The sequence below is a fragment of the Streptomyces sp. NPDC059900 genome (assembly GCF_050270335.1).
Lineage (GTDB): Bacteria > Actinomycetota > Actinomycetes > Streptomycetales > Streptomycetaceae > Streptomyces.
In genome coordinates this window covers 16,006-38,421 of the sequence record NZ_JBNNJZ010000012.1, presented here as the reverse complement: position 1 = coordinate 38,421, position 22,416 = coordinate 16,006, and the positions used below count along the sequence as shown (strand labels likewise).

General features: G+C 68.3%; 21 protein-coding genes. 20 read left to right on the top strand and 1 reads right to left on the bottom strand.

Annotated elements, in window-relative coordinates; all coding sequences use genetic code 11:
- Window positions 1-197: 197 nt before the first annotated feature.
- The 20 genes from thrB to ACQKIP_RS03875 all read left to right on the top strand — a co-directional run bounded on the left by thrB (window position 198) and on the right by ACQKIP_RS03875 (window position 20,321).
- Window positions 198-1,115, top strand: coding sequence for a homoserine kinase (gene thrB, locus ACQKIP_RS03970; RefSeq protein WP_365860624.1), 918 nt, complete (start codon window positions 198-200; stop codon window positions 1,113-1,115).
- A gap of 373 nt (window positions 1,116-1,488) precedes the next feature.
- Window positions 1,489-3,573: a transcription termination factor Rho gene (gene rho / locus ACQKIP_RS03965; protein ID WP_365860625.1), complete on the top strand. Its 2,085-nt coding sequence runs from the start codon at window positions 1,489-1,491 to the stop codon at window positions 3,571-3,573.
- A gap of 347 nt (window positions 3,574-3,920) precedes the next feature.
- Window positions 3,921-5,045: an LCP family protein gene (locus ACQKIP_RS03960; RefSeq protein ID WP_365860627.1), complete on the top strand. Its 1,125-nt coding sequence runs from the start codon at window positions 3,921-3,923 to the stop codon at window positions 5,043-5,045.
- A 148-nt stretch (window positions 5,046-5,193) separates the two neighbouring features.
- Entirely contained in the window at window positions 5,194-5,418 is a 225-nt protein-coding gene (gene rpmE / locus ACQKIP_RS03955) for a 50S ribosomal protein L31 (protein WP_190081944.1), read from the top strand.
- Between the two features lie 130 nt (window positions 5,419-5,548).
- Window positions 5,549-6,625, top strand: coding sequence for a peptide chain release factor 1 (prfA, locus tag ACQKIP_RS03950; protein ID WP_365860628.1), 1,077 nt, complete (start codon window positions 5,549-5,551; stop codon window positions 6,623-6,625).
- A gap of 48 nt (window positions 6,626-6,673) precedes the next feature.
- Window positions 6,674-7,519: a peptide chain release factor N(5)-glutamine methyltransferase gene (gene prmC / locus ACQKIP_RS03945; RefSeq protein ID WP_365860629.1), complete on the top strand. Its 846-nt coding sequence runs from the start codon at window positions 6,674-6,676 to the stop codon at window positions 7,517-7,519.
- Between the two features lie 46 nt (window positions 7,520-7,565).
- The gene (locus tag ACQKIP_RS03940) at window positions 7,566-8,213 is read left to right on the top strand and encodes an L-threonylcarbamoyladenylate synthase (RefSeq protein WP_361181432.1); all 648 of its coding nucleotides are present in this window, start codon (window positions 7,566-7,568) and stop codon (window positions 8,211-8,213) included.
- Window positions 8,210-8,851, top strand: coding sequence for a protein-tyrosine-phosphatase (locus ACQKIP_RS03935; protein ID WP_365860630.1), 642 nt, complete (start codon window positions 8,210-8,212; stop codon window positions 8,849-8,851). Before ACQKIP_RS03940 ends, ACQKIP_RS03935 begins: the two co-directional genes overlap by 4 nt.
- A gap of 88 nt (window positions 8,852-8,939) precedes the next feature.
- On the top strand, window positions 8,940-10,211 hold the full coding sequence (glyA, locus tag ACQKIP_RS03930) for a serine hydroxymethyltransferase (protein WP_365860631.1): 1,272 nt from the start codon (window positions 8,940-8,942) through the stop codon (window positions 10,209-10,211).
- A gap of 130 nt (window positions 10,212-10,341) precedes the next feature.
- Window positions 10,342-11,685 carry an MraY family glycosyltransferase gene (locus tag ACQKIP_RS03925; RefSeq protein WP_365860632.1) on the top strand — a complete coding sequence of 448 codons (1,344 nt, stop codon included), beginning with the start codon at window positions 10,342-10,344 and terminating at the stop codon, window positions 11,683-11,685.
- Between the two features lie 260 nt (window positions 11,686-11,945).
- Window positions 11,946-12,383, top strand: a complete 438-nt coding sequence (locus tag ACQKIP_RS03920) for a hypothetical protein (protein ID WP_365860633.1) — start codon at window positions 11,946-11,948, stop codon at window positions 12,381-12,383.
- Between the two features lie 276 nt (window positions 12,384-12,659).
- On the top strand, window positions 12,660-13,427 hold the full coding sequence (atpB, locus tag ACQKIP_RS03915; protein ID WP_365860634.1) for a F0F1 ATP synthase subunit A: 768 nt from the start codon (window positions 12,660-12,662) through the stop codon (window positions 13,425-13,427).
- Window positions 13,428-13,506: 79 nt separating this feature from the next.
- Window positions 13,507-13,746, top strand: a complete 240-nt coding sequence (atpE, locus tag ACQKIP_RS03910; RefSeq protein WP_360767137.1) for an ATP synthase F0 subunit C — start codon at window positions 13,507-13,509, stop codon at window positions 13,744-13,746.
- A 38-nt stretch (window positions 13,747-13,784) separates the two neighbouring features.
- Window positions 13,785-14,333 (top strand): F0F1 ATP synthase subunit B, encoded by a 549-nt coding sequence (locus ACQKIP_RS03905; protein ID WP_365860635.1) that lies wholly within the window; start codon window positions 13,785-13,787, stop codon window positions 14,331-14,333.
- The gene (locus ACQKIP_RS03900; protein ID WP_365860636.1) at window positions 14,330-15,151 is read left to right on the top strand and encodes a F0F1 ATP synthase subunit delta; all 822 of its coding nucleotides are present in this window, start codon (window positions 14,330-14,332) and stop codon (window positions 15,149-15,151) included. The genes ACQKIP_RS03905 and ACQKIP_RS03900 overlap by 4 nt, the downstream gene beginning before the upstream one ends.
- Window positions 15,152-15,278: 127 nt before the next feature.
- Window positions 15,279-16,877 carry a F0F1 ATP synthase subunit alpha gene (atpA, locus tag ACQKIP_RS03895; protein WP_365860637.1) on the top strand — a complete coding sequence of 533 codons (1,599 nt, stop codon included), beginning with the start codon at window positions 15,279-15,281 and terminating at the stop codon, window positions 16,875-16,877.
- 20 nt (window positions 16,878-16,897) lie between these two features.
- Window positions 16,898-17,815 carry a F0F1 ATP synthase subunit gamma gene (locus ACQKIP_RS03890; protein ID WP_365860639.1) on the top strand — a complete coding sequence of 306 codons (918 nt, stop codon included), beginning with the start codon at window positions 16,898-16,900 and terminating at the stop codon, window positions 17,813-17,815.
- Window positions 17,815-19,257: a F0F1 ATP synthase subunit beta gene (gene atpD / locus ACQKIP_RS03885; RefSeq protein ID WP_365860641.1), complete on the top strand. Its 1,443-nt coding sequence runs from the start codon at window positions 17,815-17,817 to the stop codon at window positions 19,255-19,257. The genes ACQKIP_RS03890 and atpD overlap by 1 nt, the downstream gene beginning before the upstream one ends.
- 109 nt (window positions 19,258-19,366) lie before the next feature.
- The gene (locus ACQKIP_RS03880; protein ID WP_160507238.1) at window positions 19,367-19,741 is read left to right on the top strand and encodes a F0F1 ATP synthase subunit epsilon; all 375 of its coding nucleotides are present in this window, start codon (window positions 19,367-19,369) and stop codon (window positions 19,739-19,741) included.
- Window positions 19,742-19,871: 130 nt separating this feature from the next.
- Window positions 19,872-20,321: a DUF2550 domain-containing protein gene (locus ACQKIP_RS03875; RefSeq protein ID WP_361181409.1), complete on the top strand. Its 450-nt coding sequence runs from the start codon at window positions 19,872-19,874 to the stop codon at window positions 20,319-20,321.
- A 121-nt stretch (window positions 20,322-20,442) separates the two neighbouring features.
- Here ACQKIP_RS03875 and ACQKIP_RS03870 read toward each other — a convergent pair whose 3' ends face one another.
- Window positions 20,443-22,281 carry a glycoside hydrolase family 18 chitinase gene (locus ACQKIP_RS03870; RefSeq protein WP_365860643.1) on the bottom strand — a complete coding sequence of 613 codons (1,839 nt, stop codon included), beginning with the start codon at window positions 22,279-22,281 and terminating at the stop codon, window positions 20,443-20,445.
- Window positions 22,282-22,416: the final 135 nt, after the last annotated feature.

Genomic DNA, 22,416 nt, shown 5'->3' with positions numbered 1-22,416 from the left:
GGGGTGCACAGGGGGCTTACGACACGCATCGTGCGCCTCCTGTGCGCCCTATGTCGCCACAGAACCTTCCTTCGATAGGCTGTACCGAACCCGCCCCGCCGCATATGCCGCGGTGCTGCCGCAGAGCGGCCTTCGGGTAGTGCCTCATCACGTGGCAAGTCCTCAAAAGATCGCAGCTCAAGGAGAGTCATCGAGCGATGGCCGGTCCCGCGTTCCGCGCCGCCGCCGTCCGGGTGCGCGTCCCCGCCACCAGCGCCAACCTCGGCCCGGGCTTCGACGCCCTCGGCCTGTCGCTGGGTCTGTACGACGACGTCGTCGTGCGGGTGGCCGACTCCGGACTGAACATCGACATCGCAGGTGAGGGCAGCGACACGCTCCCGCGCGACGAGTCGCATCTGCTGGTCCGTTCCCTGCGCACCGCCTTCGACCTGCTCGGCGGACAGCCGCGCGGGCTCGAAATCGTCTGCGCCAACCGCATTCCGCACGGCCGGGGCCTCGGCTCCTCGTCCGCCGCCATCTGCGCGGGCATCGTCGCCGCGCGCGCCGTGACGATAGGCGGCGACGCCCGTCTGGACGACAACGCCCTGCTCGAACTCGCCACCGAGATCGAGGGCCACCCCGACAACGTGGCCGCCTGTCTGCTCGGCGGCTTCACGCTCTCCTGGATGGACGGGGGAGCGGCCAGGGCGATCAGGATGGACCCCGCCGAATCCATCGTTCCGGTGGTCTTCGTGCCGGGGAAGCCCGTACTCACCGAGACGGCGCGCGGACTGCTCCCGCGCACCGTCCCGCACGTCGACGCCGCCACCAACGCGGGCCGTGCCGCGCTGCTCGTAGAGGCCCTGACCAGGCGCCCCGAGCTGCTGCTTCCCGCGACCGAGGACCGGCTCCACCAGGAGTACCGCGCGCCCGCCATGCCGGAGAGCGCCGCCCTGGTGGAACGCCTGCGCGCGGACGGTGTCCCGGCGATGATCTCCGGTGCGGGGCCCACGGTCCTCGCGCTGGCCGATGAGAGTGCGGCGGACAAGGTCGCACGCCTCGCGGGCGAGGGCTGGGCGGCCAACCGTCTGGCGCTCGACGCGACCGGTGCGAGCGTGCTGCCGCTTGCGCCTTGACACCTGATAGCCGGATTTGGAGAGGGGGAATGTTTGTTGGATCCGGTAGTGTTAACCTCAAGTCTGCACCCGACCCCACCATGGCGAGGTGCTTCGTGTCCCCGTCCGGGACATCCATCCTTCCGGGAGCCTCCCAAACTGCTCTGTGCCCCGCACTGAGCGGTGCCGAGCACGCTCCGGAACCGGCGTGACCGAGCCGAGTGACACCGCACATCAGTGGCACCTCACCGGGACTCGCCATCACCAGTGAATTCTTCCGCCGCGCGTTGGCGGACCACCGCCCCGGCACGGTCCACACACCAAAGGACCTCCGGACAGCACAACCGGTCGCCGAGCCAGACAGGCCGACGTCCGCTCCAGGGAAGGACCCTTCGTGAGCGACACCACCGATCTGATGGGCGTGACTGCCGACACGCCCGCCACGGACGCCTCTGCGGCGCCTGCCACCGGTGCTTCGGCCGGGTCCCGGCGGCGCCGCGGCACCGGCCTCGATGGCATGGTGCTGGCGGAACTGCAACAGGTCGCATCCGGCCTCGGTATCAAGGGCACCGCGCGGATGCGCAAGAGCCAGCTGATCGAGGTCATCAAGGAGGCGCAGGCCGGAGGGGGTGCCTCCGCCAAGAGCGCCGCGCCCGCCGCGTCGTCCGCCGAGACGGAGACGAAGCCCAAGCGCCGCGCCACCTCGAAGGCCCGGACGGGTGAAGACAACGCGGCCACCGCCGCGAGCACGGAGAAGGCCGCCAAGGCGAGCAAGGCCGACAAGGCCGAGCCGGCCGCCGGCGCCAAGGCCGAAGAGGCCGCCCAGCAGCAGATCGACATCCCGGGCCAGCCCGCGGGTGCCGACAAGGGCGAGCGCCGCGGCCGTCGCCGTGCCACCGCCGACGCTGGCAGCCCTGAGACGGTCACCGCCGAGGCGAAGAACGAGTCGAAGAACGACGGCAAGGGCGACGCCAAGAACGACGCCAGGACGGACGCGCCGTCCGAGGCCAAGGGCGACGGCTCCGGCGACAACAACGCCGAGGGCCGCCGTGACCGCGGCCAGGGCCGCGACCGCCAGGGCCGTGGCCGGGACCGCGACCGCCGCGGCAACAAGGGCGACGACCAGCAGGGCGGCAACCGCCAGCAGGGCGGCCGCCAGGACCGCGAAGGCCGGCAGGACCGCGGCGACCGCCAGCAGCGGGACAACGGACCGCAGGACGACTTCGACGACGAGCAGGGTGGCCGCCGCGGCCGCCGCGGCCGTTACCGCGACCGCCGTGGCCGTCGTGGCCGCGACGAGTTCGGCGGCGCCAACGAGCCGCAGGTCGCCGACGACGACGTACTGATCCCCGTCGCGGGCATCCTCGACATCCTCGACAACTACGCGTTCATCCGTACGTCGGGATACCTCCCCGGCCCGAACGACGTGTACGTGTCGCTCGCCCAGGTCCGCAAGAACGGCCTGCGCAAGGGTGACCACGTCACCGGCGCCGTCCGCCAGCCCAAGGACGGCGAGCGCCGCGAGAAGTTCAACGCGCTCGTCCGCCTCGACTCGGCGAACGGCATGGCGGCTGAATCCGGGCGCGGGCGACCGGAGTTCAACAAGCTGACGCCCCTTTACCCGCAGGACCGGCTCCGTCTGGAGACCGACCCGGGCGTGCTCACCACCCGCATCATCGACCTCGTGTCGCCGATCGGTAAGGGCCAGCGCGGTCTGATCGTGGCTCCGCCGAAGACCGGCAAGACCATGATCATGCAGGCGGTCGCGAACGCGATCACCACGAACAGCCCCGAGTGCCACCTGATGGTCGTCCTGGTCGACGAGCGTCCGGAAGAGGTCACCGACATGCAGCGGTCGGTGAAGGGCGAGGTCATCTCCTCGACCTTCGACCGCCCGGCCGAGGACCACACCACGGTCGCCGAGCTGGCCATCGAGCGCGCCAAGCGTCTCGTCGAGCTGGGTCACGACGTGGTCGTGCTTCTCGACTCCATCACCCGTCTGGGCCGTGCGTACAACCTGGCGGCCCCGGCCTCCGGCCGCATCCTGTCCGGTGGTGTCGACTCGACCGCGCTCTACCCGCCGAAGCGCTTCTTCGGTGCGGCGCGCAACATCGAGGACGGCGGCTCGCTGACCATCCTCGCGACCGCGCTCGTCGACACCGGTTCGCGCATGGACGAGGTGATCTTCGAGGAGTTCAAGGGCACCGGCAACATGGAGCTCAAGCTCGACCGGAAGCTCTCCGACAAGCGCATCTTCCCGGCGGTGGACGTCGACGCGTCCTCCACCCGCAAGGAAGAGATCCTGCTCAACAGCGAAGAGCTCGCGATCGTCTGGAAGCTGCGCCGGGTGCTGCACGCGCTCGACTCGCAGCAGGCCATCGAGCTGCTTCTCGACAAGATGAAGCAGACGAAGTCGAACGCCGAGTTCCTCATGCAGATCGCGAAGACGACCCCGACGCCGGGCAACGGCAACGACTAGTCCTCGCGTACCACCACGCACACGAAGGGCCGCCCCCGTCATCCGACGGGGGCGGCCCTTCGTGCTTGACCCCGCGTGACCGCCGCTGAATGACCTTGGCCACATGCCTAAGAAATTCCTACAGTCACGGGCAGTAGCCCGGCGGAGGTAAAAACCGCAGGTGAGAAGCCGGGAAAGCGGGGCAGGAGTGCACGAGGAGTCACGAGCGTGCTCAAAGGCGCTCACAAAGCGCTGTGCAACCCTTCTTTCGGTTTCCACGTCTGACTAGTGAGTCTGACAAGTGACGCCACACCACGCCTGACCCTGAAAGCAGGGGGTACCCGACCCGGACGAGGACTGAGGAGCACATGACCGACGAGAGCGCACCCGCGGCGGATACGGCACCCAAGCGCTCCCGGGGCGGGGGCGGCCGGCGTCGCAAGCCGCGCGAGAAGCGCAGCAAGGTCCTCGTCGTCACCGCGTGGACCGCGGCATCGGTGGTCGTCCTCGGCGGCACGGGCCTCGGCTTCGTGTGGTTCAAGCTCAACGGCAACATCAAGGGCGTCGACATCAACCAGGCGCTCGGCACCGACCGCCCCGAGAACATCGACAACGGCTCGCAGGACATCCTCGTCCTCGGCTCCGACTCCCGCTCAGGCGACAACGCCAAGTACGGCAAGGACGAGGGCGCCGCCCGTTCCGACACGGCGATGATCGTGCACGTGAACAAGGGCCACAAGACGGCCAGCGTCGTCTCGATACCCCGCGACACCCTCATATCCCGCCCCGAGTGCGAGACGGACGAGGGCGAGAGCGACCCAGGCGGTCAGCGGCAGATGTTCAACACGGCGTACGAGGTCGGCGGCCCCGCCTGTGCTGTCAAGACCGTGGAGAAGATGTCCGGCATCCGGATGGACCACTACCTGGAAGTGGACTTCACGGGCTTCAAGAAGCTCATCAACACCCTCGGCGGCGTCGAGATCACCACCAAGAAGGCGATCAACGACAAGGACAGCCACCTGAACCTCAAGGCCGGCACGCACCAGCTCACCGGCGAGCAGGCCCTGGGCCTGGTCCGCACCCGGCACGGCGTCGGCGACGGCAGCGACCTCGGCCGCATCCAGCTCCAGCAGGCCTTCATCAAGGCCCTGATCAACCAGGTCAAGGACGTCGGCGTCTTCAGCAACCCGAAGAAGCTCTACGACCTGGCGAACGACGCGACCAGCGCCATCACCACCGACTCCGACCTGAACGACGTCAAGAGCCTCGCGGGCTTCGCCGGCGGCCTCAAGGGCATCGGCGCGGGCGACATGAAGATGGTGACGCTGCCCATCCAGTACGACCCCGCGGACCCCAACCGCGTCCTTCCCCTGGAGAAGGCCGACCAGCAGGTCTGGGACGCGCTCAAGGCCGACAAGCCGATCCCCAAGTCCGCCACCGAGAAGTCGGCCGGCGACAAGGGCGACGCGAGCGATGTGGTGAGCAGCAAGTAGGCGCCCGGGGAGCCCGCCGGGAATAGAACAGAACCCACCCCGGTTTGGGCAGATGCGACCGGTCCTGGCAGACTGGTACGTCGGCCCCGGTTCACGTACGAGCAATCCGCACGTACGACCCGGCGCCCTCCCGAAACTAGGAGACACCTTGAAGCGCGAAATCCACCCCGAGTACGTCGAGACCCAGGTCAGCTGCACCTGTGGCGCGTCGTTCACCACCCGCAGCACGATCTCCAGCGGCACCGTCCGTGCCGAGGTCTGCTCCGAGTGCCACCCGTTCTACACGGGCAAGCAGAAGATCCTCGACACCGGTGGCCGTGTGGCCCGCTTCGAGGCCCGCTTCGGCAAGGCCGCCGGCTCCGCCAACAAGTAGCGAGCCACAGCGCCGGTCTTCGGCCGCCCCCGGGAGGGGGCGGTTGGGACCGGCGCTTTGCCGTCTGACGCAAGCGCAGTGCAGAACTACGTCGCGTAGAACCTTCGCGTAGAAAGCTCAGGAGCCCCCGATGTTCGAGGCGGTCGAGGAACTGATCGGCGAGCACGCCGATCTGGAGACAAAGCTCGCGGACCCTTCGGTCCACGCCGACCAGGCCAACGCGCGCAAGCTCAACAAGCGCTACGCCGAGCTCACCCCGATCGTCTCGACGTACCGCGCCTGGAAGCAGACCGGCGACGACATCGCGACGGCCCGTGAACTGGCCGCGGAGGACCCGGAGTTCGCCGCCGAGGTCAAGGACCTGGAGAAGCAGCGCGAGGAGACCACCGAGAAGCTGCGCCTCCTCCTGGTGCCCCGCGACCCCAGCGACGACAAGGACGTCATCCTCGAGGTCAAGGCGGGCGCGGGCGGCGACGAGTCGGCGCTCTTCGCCGGCGACCTCCTTCGCATGTACCTGCGGTACGCGGAGCGCGTCGGCTGGAAGACCGAGATCATCGACGCCACCGAGTCCGAGCTCGGCGGCTACAAGGACGTCCAGGTCGCCGTGAAGACCAAGGGCGGCCAGGGTGCGACCGAGCCCGGCCAGGGCGTCTGGGCGCGCCTGAAGTACGAGGGCGGCGTGCACCGCGTGCAGCGCGTGCCCTCGACCGAGTCGCAGGGCCGGATCCACACCTCCGCGGCCGGTGTCCTGGTGACGCCCGAGGCCGAGGAGGTCGACGTGGAGATCCACGCCAACGACCTGCGCATCGACGTCTACCGCTCCTCGGGCCCCGGCGGCCAGTCGGTCAACACCACCGACTCCGCGGTGCGCATCACGCACCTGCCCACCGGCGTCGTCGCCTCCTGCCAGAACGAGAAGAGCCAGCTCCAGAACAAGGAGCAGGCGATGCGTATCCTGCGCTCCAGGCTCCTTGCCGCGGCTCAGGAGGAAGCGGAGAAGGAGGCGGCGGACGCCCGTCGCAGCCAGGTCCGCACCGTCGACCGCTCCGAGAAGATCCGTACGTACAACTTCCCGGAAAACCGGATCTCGGACCACCGCGTCGGCTTCAAGGCGTACAACTTGGACCAGGTGCTCGACGGAGACCTCGACGCGGTCATCCAGGCCTGCGTCGACGCGGACTCCGCAGCCAAGCTCGCGGCAGCCTGAGCCACGACCGCACCCGCCCATCGCTCAGCACAGCCCCGGAGGACCAGCGTGAACCTGCTGCTCGCGGAAGTGGCCCAGGCCACCCAGCGGCTGGCCGACGCCGGCGTGCCCTCGCCGCGCAACGACGCGGAGGAGCTTGCCGCCTTCGTGCACGGCGTGAAGCGGGGCGAGCTGCACTCCGTCAAGGACTCGGACTTCGACGCCCGGTACTGGGAGACGATCGCGCGCCGCGAGGCACGCGAACCGCTCCAGCACATCACCGGGCGCGCGTTCTTCCGCTACCTCGAACTTCAGGTCGGGCCCGGCGTCTTCGTGCCGCGGCCCGAGACCGAGTCGGTCGTCGGGTGGGCCATAGACGCCGTGCGCGCGATGGACGTCGTCGAACCCCTCATCGTCGATCTCTGTACGGGTTCCGGGGCCATTGCCCTGGCCATGGCCCAGGAGGTCCCGCGCTCGCGTGTGCACGCCGTGGAGCTCTCCGACGACGCCTTGCAGTGGACCCGCAAGAACGTCGAGGGGTCCAGGGTCCAGCTGTCCAAGGGTGACGCGCGCGACGCCTTGCCGGAGCTCGACGGCCAGGTCGACCTCCTCATCTCGAACCCGCCGTACATCCCGCTCACCGAGTGGGAGTACGTGGCTCCCGAGGCCCGCGACTACGACCCGGAGCTCTCGCTCTTCTCCGGCGAGGACGGTCTCGACCTGATCCGCGGCATCGAGCGCACCGCACACCGCCTCCTGCGGCCCGGCGGTGTCGTCGTCATCGAGCACGCCGACACCCAGGGCGGCCAGGTGCCGTGGATCTTCACCGAGGAGCGGGGCTGGGCCGACGCGGCCGACCACCCCGACCTCAACAACAGGCCGAGGTTCGCGACCGCCCGCAAGGCGATGCCGTGAGCACACCCACTTCAAGCCAGCAGTACGTGTACGAGGAGGCCCGCTGATGGCACGGCGATACGACACCAACGACGCGACCGACCGGACGACCGGTCTGCGCGAGGCCGCGTCGGCCGTCCGCCGTGGCGAGCTGGTCGTGCTGCCCACCGACACCGTCTACGGCATCGGCGCCGACGCCTTCACACCGGAGGCGTGTGCCGATCTCCTCGACGCCAAGGGCCGCGGCCGCAACATGCCCACGCCCGTCCTCATCGGCTCCCCGAACACCCTGCACGGCCTGGTCACCGACTTCTCCGAGTCGGCCTGGGAGCTCGTCGACGCCTTCTGGCCCGGCGCGCTGACCCTGGTCGCCAAGCAGCAGCCCTCGCTCCAGTGGGACCTCGGGGACACCCGCGGGACCGTCGCGATCCGGATGCCGCTGCACCCCGTGGCCATCGAGCTGCTCACCGAGGTCGGCCCGATGGCCGTCTCGTCGGCGAACCTCACGGGACACCCGGCCCCGGAGGACTGCGACGCCGCGCAGGAGATGCTGGGCGACTCCGTCTCCGTGTACCTGGACGGCGGCAGGACGCCGGGCATCGTCCCCTCGTCGATCGTGGACGTCACCGGAAAGGTGCCGGTACTGCTGCGCGCGGGCGCCCTGGACGCCGAGGAGCTCCGCAAGGTGGTACCCGACCTCGAGGTGGCGAATTGACAGCCCCTGAGACGGGGCGTGGCATAGCGGCTTATCCCGATTCGTTCCGCATCCTCCACGTCAGCACCGGCAATGTGTGCCGCTCGCCGATCACCGAGCGGCTGACCAGGCATGCCCTGGCGGACCGCCTGGGTGATCCCTTCACCGGCGGCCTGATCGTGGAGAGCGCGGGCACCTGGGGGCACGAGGGCGCCCCCATGGAGACCAACGCGGAGGCCGTGCTCGCGGACTTCGGCGCGGACGCCTCCGGCTTCAAAGGACGCGAGCTTCTCGACGAGCACGTCATCCGCGCGGACCTCGTCCTGACGGCGACCAGGGACCACCGGGCGCAGGTCATCTCGATGGGCCACTCGGCGGGCCTGCGCACCTTCACGCTCAAGGAGTTCACGCGCCTTGTGCGGGCCATAGACCCGGCGACCCTGCCCGACCCCGACGGAGGCGTCGTCGAGCGGGCCAGGGCCCTGGTACGGGCCGCTGCGGCACTGCGTGGCTGGCTCCTGGCGCCCACCGCGGAGGCGGACGAGGTGTACGACCCCTACGGCGCCCCGCTGCCCTTCTTCCGCTCGGTGGGCGACGAGATCAGCGAGGCGCTCGATCCCGTGGTGACGGCGCTGACGGGCGTACCGGCCAAGGCGTAGAGCGGGGGCGGTCCCGACACCGCGCGGGCACGGTGTGGCGGGCCTACATTGGAGGGACCCTCACCCCTCGCGAGGCCCGGAGCCCAACATGCCGGTCGGCACCGCACCCACCGCCGCCTCGACGGCGCCCGCTGACTTCGCCGCGCTCCGCGGAGCGGACCCCCAGATGGCGGAGATCCTCCTCGCCGAGCAGGAACGCCAGGCCTCCTGCCTCCAGCTCATCGCCGCCGAGAACTTCTCCTCGCCCGCGGTGCTCGCGGCCCTGGGCTCCCCGCTCGCCAACAAGTACGCCGAGGGCTACCCCGGCGCCCGCCACCACGGGGGCTGCGAGCTCGTGGACGTCGCCGAGCGCATCGCCGTCGACCGCGCCAAGGCGCTCTTCGGCGCCGAGCACGCCAATGTGCAGCCGCACTCCGGCTCCTCCGCGGTCCTCGCCGCGTACGCCGCCCTGCTGCGCCCCGGCGACACCGTCCTGGCCATGGGCCTGCCGTACGGCGGCCACCTCACGCACGGCTCGCCGGCGAACTTCTCGGGGCGCTGGTTCGACTTCGTGGGCTACGGCGTGGACGCGGACAGCGGCCTCATCGACTACGACCAGGTCAGGACGCTCGCCCGTACGCACCGGCCCAAGGCGATCGTCTGCGGCTCCATCGCCTACCCCCGGCACATCGACTACGCGGCCTTCCGCGACATCGCCGACGACGTCGGCGCCTACCTCATCGCCGACGCGGCCCACCCGATCGGCCTGATCGCCGGGGGAGCGGCGCCCAGCCCCGTGCCGTACGCCGACGTGGTGTGCGCCACGACCCACAAGGTGCTCCGCGGCCCGCGCGGCGGTCTGATCCTGTGCGGGGACGGGCTGGCCTCCCGTATCGACCGTGCGGTGTTCCCCTTCACACAGGGCGGTGCGCAGATGCACACGATCGCGGCGAAGGCCGTCGCGTTCGGCGAGGCGGAGACCCCGGCCTTCACCGCGTACGCCCATCAGGTCGTCGCCAATGCCCGCATCCTGGCCCAGTCGCTCGCCGCGGCGGGCTGCGCGATCACCACCGGCGGCACCGACACCCACCTGATCCTCGCCGACCCGGCGCCGCTCGGCACCGACGCGCACACCGCCCGCGGCAGGCTCGCCGCCTGCGGACTCGTCCTGGACACCTGCGCCCTGCCGTACGCCGACGGCCGCGGCCTGCGCCTCGGCACGGCGGCCGTGACCACGCAGGGCATGGGGGAGGCGGAGATGGTGCGCGTCGCCGCGCTCTTCGCCGCTGCGGTGAGTGACCCATCCGATGGCGCGGCGGACTCGAAAGTAAGAGAAGAAGTGCGTGAACTCGTGGGCAGATTTCCGCCGTATCCGGCCTAGGCCGGGGTAGCTGCGTCGGAGGAAGGCGCGTACTCGTGCAACCATCGTCGCTACCCGGAAGTCCCCAACCGTATGCACGCAGAGCTAGGGTGTGGGGCTGAGATGGCCAGCGATACCTGTGGGGAAGCCCGTGCGTGAATACCTGCTGACGCTCTGCATCACGGCCGCGGTGACTTACTTGCTGACCGGCCCGGTGCGGAAGTTCGCGATCGTGGCCGGCGCAATGCCGGAGATCCGCGCGCGCGACGTGCACCGGGAGCCCACGCCCCGGCTCGGCGGGATCGCGATGTTCTTCGGGCTCTGCGCCGGTCTGCTCGTCGCCGACCACCTGCCCAATCTGAGTGATCTCTTCGAGCGCTCCAACGAGCCGCGCGCGCTGCTCTCCGGTGCCGCGCTGATCTGGCTGATCGGCGTCCTGGACGACAAGTTCGAGATCGACGCCCTGATCAAGCTGGGCGGCCAGATGATCGCGGCGGGCGTCATGGTCCTCCAGGGCCTGACGATCCTGTGGATCCCGGTGCCCGGCTACGGCATGGTCCTCCTGGACCAGGGCCAGGGCACGCTCCTGACGGTCGCGCTCGTCGTCATCACCATCAACGCGGTGAACTTCGTGGACGGCCTCGACGGCCTGGCCGCGGGCATGGTGTGCATCGCCGCTGCGGCGTTCTTCCTGTACGCCTACCGCCTCTGGTACGGCTACGGCATCGAGGCCGCGGCCCCCGCGACGCTCTTCGCCGCGATCCTGATCGGCATGTGCCTGGGCTTCCTGCCGCACAACATCCATCCCGCCCGGATCTTCATGGGGGACTCGGGCTCGATGCTGATCGGCCTGGTCCTCGCTGCGGGTGCGATCTCCGCCACGGGGCAGATCGACGGCGACGCCCTGAAGCTGAACTTCGGCGGCACCCGCGATGCCACGCACGCGATGCTCCCGGTCTTCATTCCGCTCCTGATGCCGCTGACGATCATCGCCATCCCGTTCGCCGACCTGGTCCTCGCGATCGTCCGGCGTACGTGGAACGGCAAGTCGCCGTTCGCCGCCGACCGGGGCCACCTCCACCACCGCCTCCTGGAGATCGGCCACTCCCACAGCCGCGCGGTGCTGATCATGTACTTCTGGTCGGCGCTCATCGGCTTCGGCACGGTCGCCTACTCGGTGCACTCGGCCAGCATGTGGATCCTGTTCGCGATCGTCGCGCTGAGCGCGGTGGGCCTGGTGCTGCTCCTGCTGCCGCGGTACACCCCGCACGTCCCGCACTGGGCCGAGTCCTTCGTCCCGCCGCGCTACCGGCGGCGCAGGGGCGCCTCCGCGGACGCCTCCGCGGCCGACGGGGCGGATGCGGCGGACGAGCCGGACGATGCGGGTGCCGCGACGGACGAACGTCCTCCGGTCGGCACAGACGTCAACGGAGCGACGGCCGTTGGCACCCGCTCGCGCTTCGAGGATCGGCGCAAGGCCGGTTCGTCGAGCTGACAGTGGGCGGCAAACTTGCCCATTACCAGACAAGTTGCCTCGCTGAGTGCACAGACGCGCGGATTAACTCTCATGTGTGACAGCGAGCACACCTACCAGGTAAAGACCTCATCAAATAGTTTGTGATACCGTTCACGAAACCAGGGGATAGAGCCGAAGGACCGTAGTGCGACGGTCTATTGGCCCGAGGGACACTCTCGACCCCGGACTACGCTCGTCCATGACGACACCCTGCCCCCATCAGTAAGCGGAGCGCCGCCATGCCGTCTCAAGACACCCGAACTCTCCTTCAGTCCGCCGTACCCACTGCTGCCGTCGGCGTGATCGCCGCTGTGGTCAGCGGTGTGGTCGCGGGCGGCAAGGGAGCACTCGGGGCGGTCGTCGGCACGTTGGTGGTCATCGCCTTCATGGGGCTCGGGATGTTCGCGCTGCAGCGAACGGCGAAGGCACTTCCGCATCTGTTCCAGATGATGGGATTGGTGCTCTACGTCGTTCAGCTTTTGCTGCTTCTCGTCTTCGTGGCCCTGTTCAAGGACACCACGCTGTTCAACCCCAAGGCTTTCGCCGTGGGCCTCGTAGTTGCGACCGTCGTATGGATGGCGTCGCAGGCGCGCGCGTTCATGAAGGCCAAGATTCTTTACGTTGACCCCGACTCCGAGCAGAGCGACAAGCCGGAGAAGTCGGGGTCCTCGACGTGAAGGGTAGGGGCGGGATAAATGGCCGTTCGAGATGCTGCTATCGTCCGGTGCCAACTGCGGCACTGCTGGCGCGGGCATCTGAGCTGACGCCTGCACGATCGCGAGGCTCAATGCCTGAACGCCGCGCCCACATCCGAAACACCAGTCTGGTGCCGAATCGCGGCTGCGCGCCGCGCCGACACGACAACGAGGTTGCCGTACCTATGCGTCACGCCGAAGGAGCCCGCGGTGAGTGCTGACCAAACTGAGCTCGCCTTTGAATGGAGCTGTCGGATCATGTCCGACGGATGCGGCTTCCCGGCTCCAGGCCTGCACTCGTTCCTCTTCAAGCCGATCGCGACGGTCGGCGGGTTCGAGTTCAACAAGGTCATGCTGCTCGCCCTGCTGACGACCCTCGTCGTGGTCAGTTTCTTCTATCTGGCGTTCGGCAAGGCCAAGGTCGTCCCGGGCAAGCTGCAGATGATCGGTGAGGCCGGCTACGACTTCGTACGCCGCGGCATCGTCTACGAGACGATGGGCAAGAAGGAGGGCGAGAAGTACGTCCCCCTGATGGTCTCGATGTTCTTCTTCATCTGGATCATGAACATCTGGTCCGTGATCCCGCTGACCCAGTTCCCGGTTTCTTCGGTCTTCGCGTACCCGGTTGTGCTCGCCGCGATCGTCTACTTCATCTGGGTGCCCCTGACCTTCAAGCGTCACGGGTTCGTCGGCGGCTGGAAGAACATCACCGGCTACGACAACTCGCTGGGCCCGATCAAGTGGCTCGTGGCGTTCATCGAGTTCTTCTCGAACCTGATCGTCCGGCCCTTCACGCACTCGGTGCGACTCTTCGCCAACATGTTCGCCGGTCACCTGATGCTGGTGATGTTCACCGTCGCCTCCTGGTACCTGCTGAACAGCTTCATGATCCCGGCGGCCGGTGTCTCCTTCGTGATGACGATCGCCATGATCCTCTTCGAGCTTTTCGTCCAGGCGGTCCAGGCGTACGTCTTCGTGCTCCTCTCCGCCACCTACATTCAGGGCGCCATCGCCGAGCACCACTGAGCAAGGCCCGGCTCTCAAGCCCCCAAGATCGCCCGGTGGCCAACCCCCACCGGTCCATGAAAGAGAAGGAAGTAACGGCATGTCCGCGACCCTCGAACTCGCCGCAGGCGTCTCCGGCTCCCTCGGTTCCATCGGCTACGGCCTCGCCGCGATCGGCCCCGGCATCGGCGTCGGCATCGTTTTCGGTAAGGGCACCGAGGCCCTGGCCCGTCAGCCCGAAGCTGCCGGCCTGATCCGTTCCAACCAGATCCTTGGTTTCGCCTTCTGTGAGGCGCTTGCCCTCATCGGCATCGTCATGCCGTTCGTGTTCGGTAAGTAATCACTGCTTACTGACACTTTTCGACGAAAGGCACTGATGTGATCGCCAACCTGGTTCAGCTGGCGGCCGAGGAAGAGCAGAACCCGCTCATCCCGCCGGGGCCTGAGCTGCTCGTCGGCGCACTGGCCTTCGCTGTCGTCTTCTTCTTCTTCTGGAAGAAGCTCCTCCCGAACATCAACAAGGTTCTGGACGAGCGTCGCGAGTCGATCGAAGGCGGCATCGAGAAGGCTGAGGCCGCTCAGACCGAGGCCCAGAGCGTGCTCGAGCAGTACAAGGCTCAGCTCGCCGAGGCCCGGCACGAGGCCGCGCGTCTGCGCCAGGAGGCGCAGGAGCAGGGCGCCCAGCTCATCGCCGAGATGCGCGCCGAAGGCCAGCGTCAGCGCGAGGAGATCGTGGCCGCAGGCCACGCTCAGCTCGCCGCCGACCGCAAGGCCGCCGCGCAGTCGCTGCGTCAGGACGTGGGCCAGCTGGCCACCGACCTGGCCGGCAAGCTCGTCGGCGAGTCCCTCGAGGACTCCGCCCGGCAGAGCCGCACCATCGACCGTTTCCTCGACGAGCTCGAGGAGAAGGCCGAGGCAACTCGATGACAGCGCACGGAGCCAGCCGCGAGGCCCTCGCGGCCGCGCGCGAGCGTCTCGACGCGCTGATCGACAACACCTCGGTGGACGTGCGGCGGCTCGCCGACGAGCTCGCCTCGGTCACCGCGCTGTTCAACCGCGAGGTCTCGCTGCGCCGGGTCCTGACCGACCCGTCGCAGTCCGGTGAGGCCAAGGCCGAGCTCGCCGGGCGGCTGCTCGGCGGGCAGGTGGGCGGCGAGAGTGCCGACCTGGTGGCCGGCCTGGTCCGCTCGCGCTGGTCGCAGTCGCGTGACCTGGTGGACGCCCTGGAGGAGCTCACCAACCTCGCCGACCTGTCCGGTGCGCAGAAGTCCGGCGCCCTGGACGACGTCGAGGACGAGCTGTTCCGGTTCGGCCGGATCGTCTCCTCGAACACCGGGCTCCGGTCCGCGCTGACCGACCGCGCCGCCTCGGGTGCGGCCAAGGGCGAGCTGCTGCGCAGCCTGCTCGGTGGCCGGGCCAATGAGGTCACGGAGCGGCTCGTCGAGCGCCTTGTGACCGCGCCCCGTGGACGTAGCCTGGAAGGTGGACTCGAGTCCCTTTCCAAGCTGGCCGCGGACCGCAGGGACCGCATGGTCGCCGTCGTCACTTCGGCTGTTCCCCTCACGGACCAGCAGAAGCAGCGCCTCGGCGCCGTCCTGGCGAAGGTCTACGGCCGCCAGATGCACCTGAACCTCGACGTGGACCCCGCGGTCCTCGGCGGGATCACGGTGCAGGTCGGTGACGAGATCATCAACGGCAGCATCGCGGACCGACTCGAGGACGCGCACCGCCGCATGGCGAGCTAGTACTCACGCAAAACGTTGTAATTACGGCCCTAGTTGGGCCGTGCAGAGGATTCACCTCTTACTTGGGGGGAGTCCCCAGACCCCCAAAGTGAAACTTCGGGCCCAACAAGGAGAGCAGGGAACCCAGATGGCGGAGCTCACGATCCGGCCGGAGGAGATCCGGGACGCACTGGAGAACTTTGTCCAGGCGTACAAGCCGGACGCGGCCTCGCGCGAGGAGGTCGGTTCGGTCAGCGTTGCCGGTGACGGCATCGCGAAGGTCGAGGGCCTCCCCTCGGCCATGGCCAACGAGCTGCTGAAGTTCGAGGACGGCACCCTCGGTCTCGCCCTCAACCTTGAGGAGCGCGAGATCGGCGCCGTCGTCCTCGGCGAGTTCAGCGGCATCGAAGAGGGCCAGCCGGTCACCCGTACCGGCGAGGTCCTTTCGGTCGCGGTCGGCGAGGGCTACCTCGGCCGCGTCGTCGACCCGCTCGGCGCCCCGATCGACGGCCTCGGCGAGATCGAGACGTCCGGACGCCGCGCCCTCGAGCTGCAGGCCCCCACGGTCATGGACCGCAAGTCGGTGCACGAGCCGATGGAGACCGGCTACAAGGCCGTCGACGCCATGACCCCGATCGGCCGTGGCCAGCGTCAGCTGATCATCGGCGACCGCCAGACGGGCAAGACCGCCCTGGCCGTCGACACGATCATCAACCAGCGCGACAACTGGCGCTCGGGCGACGTGAACAAGCAGGTGCGCTGCATCTACGTCGCCGTCGGTCAGAAGGGCTCCACCATCGCCTCCGTGCGCGGTGCCCTCGAAGAGGCCGGTGCGCTGGAGTACACGACCATCGTCGCCGCCCCGGCGTCCGACCCGGCGGGCTTCAAGTACCTGGCCCCCTACACCGGTTCGGCCATCGGCCAGCAGTGGATGTACGAGGGCAAGCACGTCCTCATCATCTTCGACGACCTCTCGAAGCAGGCCGACGCCTACCGCGCCGTGTCCCTGCTGCTCCGCCGCCCGCCGGGGCGCGAGGCCTACCCGGGTGACGTCTTCTACCTGCACTCGCGTCTGCTCGAGCGCTGCGCGAAGCTCTCGGACGAGATGGGCAAGGGCTCGATGACGGGTCTCCCGATCGTCGAGACCAAGGCGAACGACGTGTCGGCGTTCATTCCGACCAACGTCATCTCCATCACCGACGGCCAGTGCTTCCTGGAGTCCGACCTGTTCAACGCCGGTCAGCGTCCGGCCCTGAACGTCGGTATCTCGGTCTCCCGTGTCGGTGGCTCCGCCCAGCACAAGGCGATCCGCCAGGTCTCCGGCCGTCTGCGCGTGGACCTCGCCCAGTACCGCGAGCTTGAGGCGTTCGCCGCCTTCGGTTCCGACCTGGACGCCGCGTCGAAGGCCTCCCTCGAGCGCGGTCAGCGCATGGTCGAGCTGCTCAAGCAGGCTCAGTACCAGCCGATGGCCACCGAGGACCAGGTCATCTCCATCTGGGCCGGCACCACGGGCCGCATGGACGAGGTCCCGGTCGTCGACATCCGGCGCTTCGAGCGTGAGCTGCTCGAGTACCTGCACCGCAAGGAGCAGGGCCTGATGACCTCCATCAAGGAGGGCGGCAAGATGTCCGACGACACGATCACGGCCATCGCCGACGCCGTCGCCGAGTTCAAGAAGCAGTTCGAGACCTCGGACGGCAAGCTGCTCGGCGAGGACGCTCCGGCTGCCGTCGACGCGTCCAAGTGACGACGGAAGGGACCTGACTCATGGGAGCCCAGCTCCGGGTCTACAAGCGTCGCATCAAATCCGTCACCGCGACCAAGAAGATCACCAAGGCGATGGAGATGATCGCCGCCTCGCGTGTCGTCAAGGCACAGCGCAAGGTGACCGCCTCCACTCCGTACGCGACCGAGCTGACCCGCGCGGTCACCGCGGTGGCGGTGGGTGCGAACGACAAGCACCCGCTGACCACCGAGGCCGAGACTCCGACCCGGGCCGCTGTTCTGCTCCTTTCGAGCGACCGCGGTCTGGCCGGCGCCTTCAACTCCAACGCCATCAAGGGTGCGGAGAAGCTCACGGAGAAGTTGCGGGGCGAGGGCAAGGAGGTCGACACGTACATCGTCGGCCGCCGTGGCATCGCGCACTACAACTTCCGTGAGCGGAAGATCTCCGGGCAGTGGACGGGCTTCACCGATGCCCCTTCCTACGCGGACGCCAAGGAGATCGCCGCACCCCTGATCGAGGCCATCGAGAAGGACACGGCCGAGGGCGGCGTGGATGAACTCCACATCGTCTACACCGAGTTCATCTCGATGATGACGCAGGAAGCGACCGGTTCCCGGCTGCTCCCGCTGAGCCTCGACAAGGTCGCGGAGGAGGCGGGCCAGAGTGACGAGGCCCGTCCGCTGTACGACTTCGAGCCGTCGGCGGAGGACGTCCTCGACGCCCTGCTGCCGCGCTACGTCGAGAGCCGTATCTACAACGCGCTGCTCCAGTCGGCTGCTTCCAAGCACGCCGCCACGCGCCGCGCGATGAAGTCGGCGACCGACAACGCGGGTGACCTGATCAACGCTCTCACCCGTTCTGCCAACGCGGCCCGCCAGGCCGAAATCACCCAGGAAATCAGCGAGATCGTCGGTGGCTCCAGTGCCCTGGCCGACGCTTCCGCGGGGAGTGACAAGTAATGACGACCACTGTTGATACGGCCGTTGCCACGGGCCGCGTCGCCCGGGTGATCGGCCCGGTCGTCGACGTGGAGTTCCCCGTCGACGCGATGCCGGACATCTACAACGCGCTTCACGTCGAGGTGGCCGACCCGGCCAAGGACGGCGAGAAGAAGACGCTGACGCTCGAGGTTGCCCAGCACCTCGGCGACGGCATCATCCGCGCCATCTCGATGCAGCCCACCGACGGTCTGGTCCGCCAGGCCGCGGTGACCGACACGGGCACGGGCATCACCGTCCCCGTCGGTGACATCACCAAGGGCAAGGTGTTCAACACCCTCGGCGCCATCCTGAACGAGCCGGAGGCCGAGGCTCAGGTCACCGAGCGCTGGCCGATCCACCGCAAGGCCCCGGCCTTCGACCAGCTCGAGTCCAAGACCGAGATGTTCGAGACCGGCCTGAAGGTCGTCGACCTTCTCACCCCGTACGTCAAGGGTGGAAAGATCGGTCTGTTCGGTGGAGCGGGCGTCGGCAAGACCGTCCTCATCCAGGAAATGATCATGCGTGTGGCCAAGCTGCACGAGGGCGTTTCCGTGTTCGCCGGTGTCGGCGAGCGCACGCGTGAGGGCAACGACCTCATCGACGAGATGGAAGAGTCGGGCGTTCTGGACAAGACCGCCCTGGTCTTCGGCCAGATGGACGAGCCGCCGGGCACGCGTCTGCGTGTCGCCCTGGCCGGTCTGACCATGGCGGAGTACTTCCGCGATGTGCAGAAGCAGGACGTGCTGTTCTTCATCGACAACATCTTCCGCTTCACGCAGGCCGGTTCCGAGGTCTCGACCCTGCTCGGCCGTATGCCCTCCGCGGTGGGTTACCAGCCGAACCTGGCCGACGAGATGGGCCTCCTCCAGGAGCGCATCACCTCGACGCGTGGTCACTCGATCACCTCGATGCAGGCGATCTACGTCCCCGCGGACGACCTGACCGACCCGGCCCCGGCCACGACCTTCGCGCACCTCGACGCGACGACCGTGTTGTCGCGTCCGATCTCGGAGAAGGGCATCTACCCGGCGGTGGACCCGCTGGACTCGACGTCCCGCATCCTGGACCCGCGCTACATCGCGCAGGACCACTACGACGCCGCCATGCGCGTCAAGGGAATTCTGCAGAAGTACAAGGACCTCCAGGACATCATCGCGATTCTCGGCATCGACGAGCTCAGCGAGGAGGACAAGCTGGTCGTCCAGCGTGCCCGCCGCGTCGAGCGCTTCCTGTCGCAGAACACCCACGCGGCCAAGCAGTTCACCGGTCTCGACGGTTCGGACGTGCCGCTCGACGAGTCGATCGCCGCGTTCAACGCGATCATCGACGGCGAGTACGACCACTTCCCCGAGCAGGCGTTCTTCATGTGCGGTGGCATCGAGGACCTCAAGGCGAAGGCCAAGGAGCTCGGCGTCTCCTGAGTCCGTGACTCACGGGAGGGGTGGGCGAGTCCCACCCCTCCTGAAACGCCCACTAGAATTTGACCCAACACCCGGCGAAGTCGTCGGGTGGTGACCCGAGGAGCCACCCTTGGCTGCTGAGCTGCATGTCGAGCTGGTCGCCGCGGACCGCAGTGTCTGGTCCGGCGAGGCCACCCTGGTCGTCGCGCGCACCACGTCCGGCGACATCGGCGTCATGCCCGGTCACCAGCCGCTGCTCGGTGTGCTGGAATCGGGCCCGGTGACCATTCGTACGAGTGACGGCAACACTGTCGTCGCTGCCGTCCACGGAGGATTCATCTCCTTCGCGGACAACAAGCTCTCACTGCTTGCTGAGATCGTCGAGCTGTCGGACGAGATCGATGTACAGCGTGCGGAGCGGGCGCTCGAGCGCGCGAAGTCGGAGGCCGACGCCTCCGCCGAGCGTCGCGCGGACGTCCGACTGCGGGCGGTTTCGTCGCGCTGAAACCCTGCGCGACGGCGTTGACGTGACTCAGCCGCGGCCAGGTCCGGAGTAATCCGGACCGGGTCGCGGCTGAGGCAGTGCGGGTGCAATTCTGTTGGTCCGTTTCGAAGAGGCGAGGAGGTCGGTGCCGATGATCCTCACTCTGCTCGTGTGCGGACTCGTGTTGGTCGTTCTGGTGTTGGTGGGGCTCTTCGTCTTCGGACTGCGGCGCCGGCTCATCCAGCGGTCCGGCGGCACCTTCGATTGCAGCCTGCGCTGGAACGCCCCGGAGAAGGGCGAGACCTCCGGCAAGGGCTGGGGGTACGGAGTCGCCCGCTACAACGGCGACCGGATCGAGTGGTACCGCGTCTTCTCGTACGCTCCCCGCCCGCGCCGGGTCCTGGAGCGTTCGGCCATCGAGGTCGTCGACCGGCGCGCGCCGGACGGCGAGGAGGAACTCGCACTGCTCTCCGACGCGATCGTCCTCGGCTGCCTGCACCGCGGCGTCCGCCTGGAGCTCGCGATGGGCGAGGACGCGCTCACGGGGTTCTTGGCTTGGCTGGAGGCGGCGCCTCCGGGCCAGCGAGTCAACGTGGCCTGAGCCCCGTAAGGGGCGCGGGGAACTGCGCGACCAGCCACATACGGTCCGCAGGTACAAAACATGAAGAAGCCGGGGAGAACAGGGGGCGTACCTGTTCTCCCCGGCTTCGTATTGGGGCGAGCTACTTCAGACCGTCATTAATGGCAGACACGAGCTCACCGTTCGTGGTGTCCCCGCTGAACTCCCAGAAGAACGCGCCTCCCAGGCCCTGCTGCTTCGACCAGGCCATCTTGCTCTTGACCGTCGCCGGGGTGTCGTACGACCACCAGTTGTTGCCGCAGTGGGCGTAGGCCGTGCCGGCGATGGTGCCGTTGGCGGGGCAGGAGTTCTTCAGGACCTTGTAGTCCTCGATGCCCGCCTCGTACGTGCCCTGCGCCGCGCCGGTCGCCGTGCCGCCCGGCTCCTTCTGGGTGACGCCGGTCCAGCCGCGGCCGTAGAAGCCGATGCCGAGCAGGAGCTTGGCGGCGGGAACGCCCTTCGCCTTCAGCTTCGAGATCGCGTCGGCGGAGTTGAAGCCCTCCTGCGGGATGCCGGAGTAGGAGGTGAGCGGGGAGTGCGGGGCCGTCGGGCCCTTGGCCGCCCACGCGCCGAAGAAGTCGTACGTCATGACGTTGAACCAGTCGGCGTACTGCGAGGCGCCGCCGTAGTCGGCCGCGTCGATCTTGCCGCCGTTGGAGCCGTCCGCGGTGATCGCGGCGGTGACCAGGGCGTCCTTGCCGAACTCGGAGCGGAACGCCTGCATCATGTTCTTCATCGATGCCGGGCCGCTGGTGTCACAGGTCAGGCCGCAGGCGTTGGGGTACTCCCAGTCCAGGTCGATGCCGTCGAAGACGTCGGCCCAGCGCGGGTCCTCCACCAGGTCGTGGCAGGACTTGGCGAAGGCCGCCGGGTTCTTCATCGCGTCGGTGAAGCCGCCGGACCAGGTCCAGCCGCCGAAGGACCACAGGACCTTGAGGTTCGGGTGCTTGGCCTTGAGCTTGCGCAGCTGGTTGAAGTTGCCGCGCAGGGGCTGGTCCCACGTGTCGGCCTTGCCGTCGACCGACTGGTCGGCGGTGTAGGCCTTGTCGTAGTCGGCGTAGGCGTCGCCGATGGTGCACTTGCCGCCCTGGACGTTGCCGAAGGCGTAGTTGATGTGCGTGATCTTGGAGGCGGAGGCCGAGGTGTCGATGTTCTTCACGTGGTAGTTGCGGCCGTAGACGCCCCACTGGGTGAAGTAGCCGAGCTTGACCTTGTCACCGGGGCCGGGGCCCGGGTCGGTGCCGCCGCCGGTCGTGTGTACCTTGACGGCGCCGGAGGCCGGTCCCGTCTGGTCGGCGGTGTCGCGGGCCTGGACCGTGTAGGAGTAGTCGGTGCCCGCGGTCAGGCCGCTGTCGGCGTACGAGGTTCCGGTGACCGTGGCGACCTTGGAGCCGTCGCGAAGGACGTCGTAGTTCTTGACGCCCTTGTCGTCGGTGGCCGCCTTCCAGGACAGTTTCACCGAGGTGTCCGTGATGTCGGACGCGGTGGGGGTGCCGGGTGCCGAGGGCTTCTCGTCGCCGGGGACGCTGCCGCCGTCACAGCTGGCGCCGTTGAGCGTGCAGTTGGAGGGGGAGCCGGGGCCCGAGCCGTTGAACCCGAAGGAGACCGAGGCGCCGGGGGCGAGCGTCCCGTTCCAGCCGAGGTTCTTGGCGGTCCAGTGGTTGCCGGAGTTGGTGACGGTGGCGTCCCAGGCGGAGGTCACCTTCGTGCCGGAGGGGAAGTCCCACTCGACGTTCCAGGAGCTTATGGAGGTGGTTCCGGTGTTCTTGACGGTCCACTTGCCTTCGAAGCCGCTGCCCCAGTCCTGGGTCTTGGCGTACGTGGCGGTGGCCGCGGGGGCGGCTTCCGGTGCTGCTTCGGCGCTGCCGCCGAGTGCGACCAGGGTGGCGAGCGGGAGCAGCAGGGTGGTGAGGCCTGCCACTGCTCTGTGTCTGAAGCGCAAGGTGTGCTCCTCGGGTAAGTCCGGGGGGTCATAGGGGTGGAACCCTGCGCCGCCCGTGAGCACCAGGAACACGTGGGGGGAGTGCTCACCGCAGTGCGGTGAGAATAGAAAGGTCTGGACCAGCGGTCAAGAGGT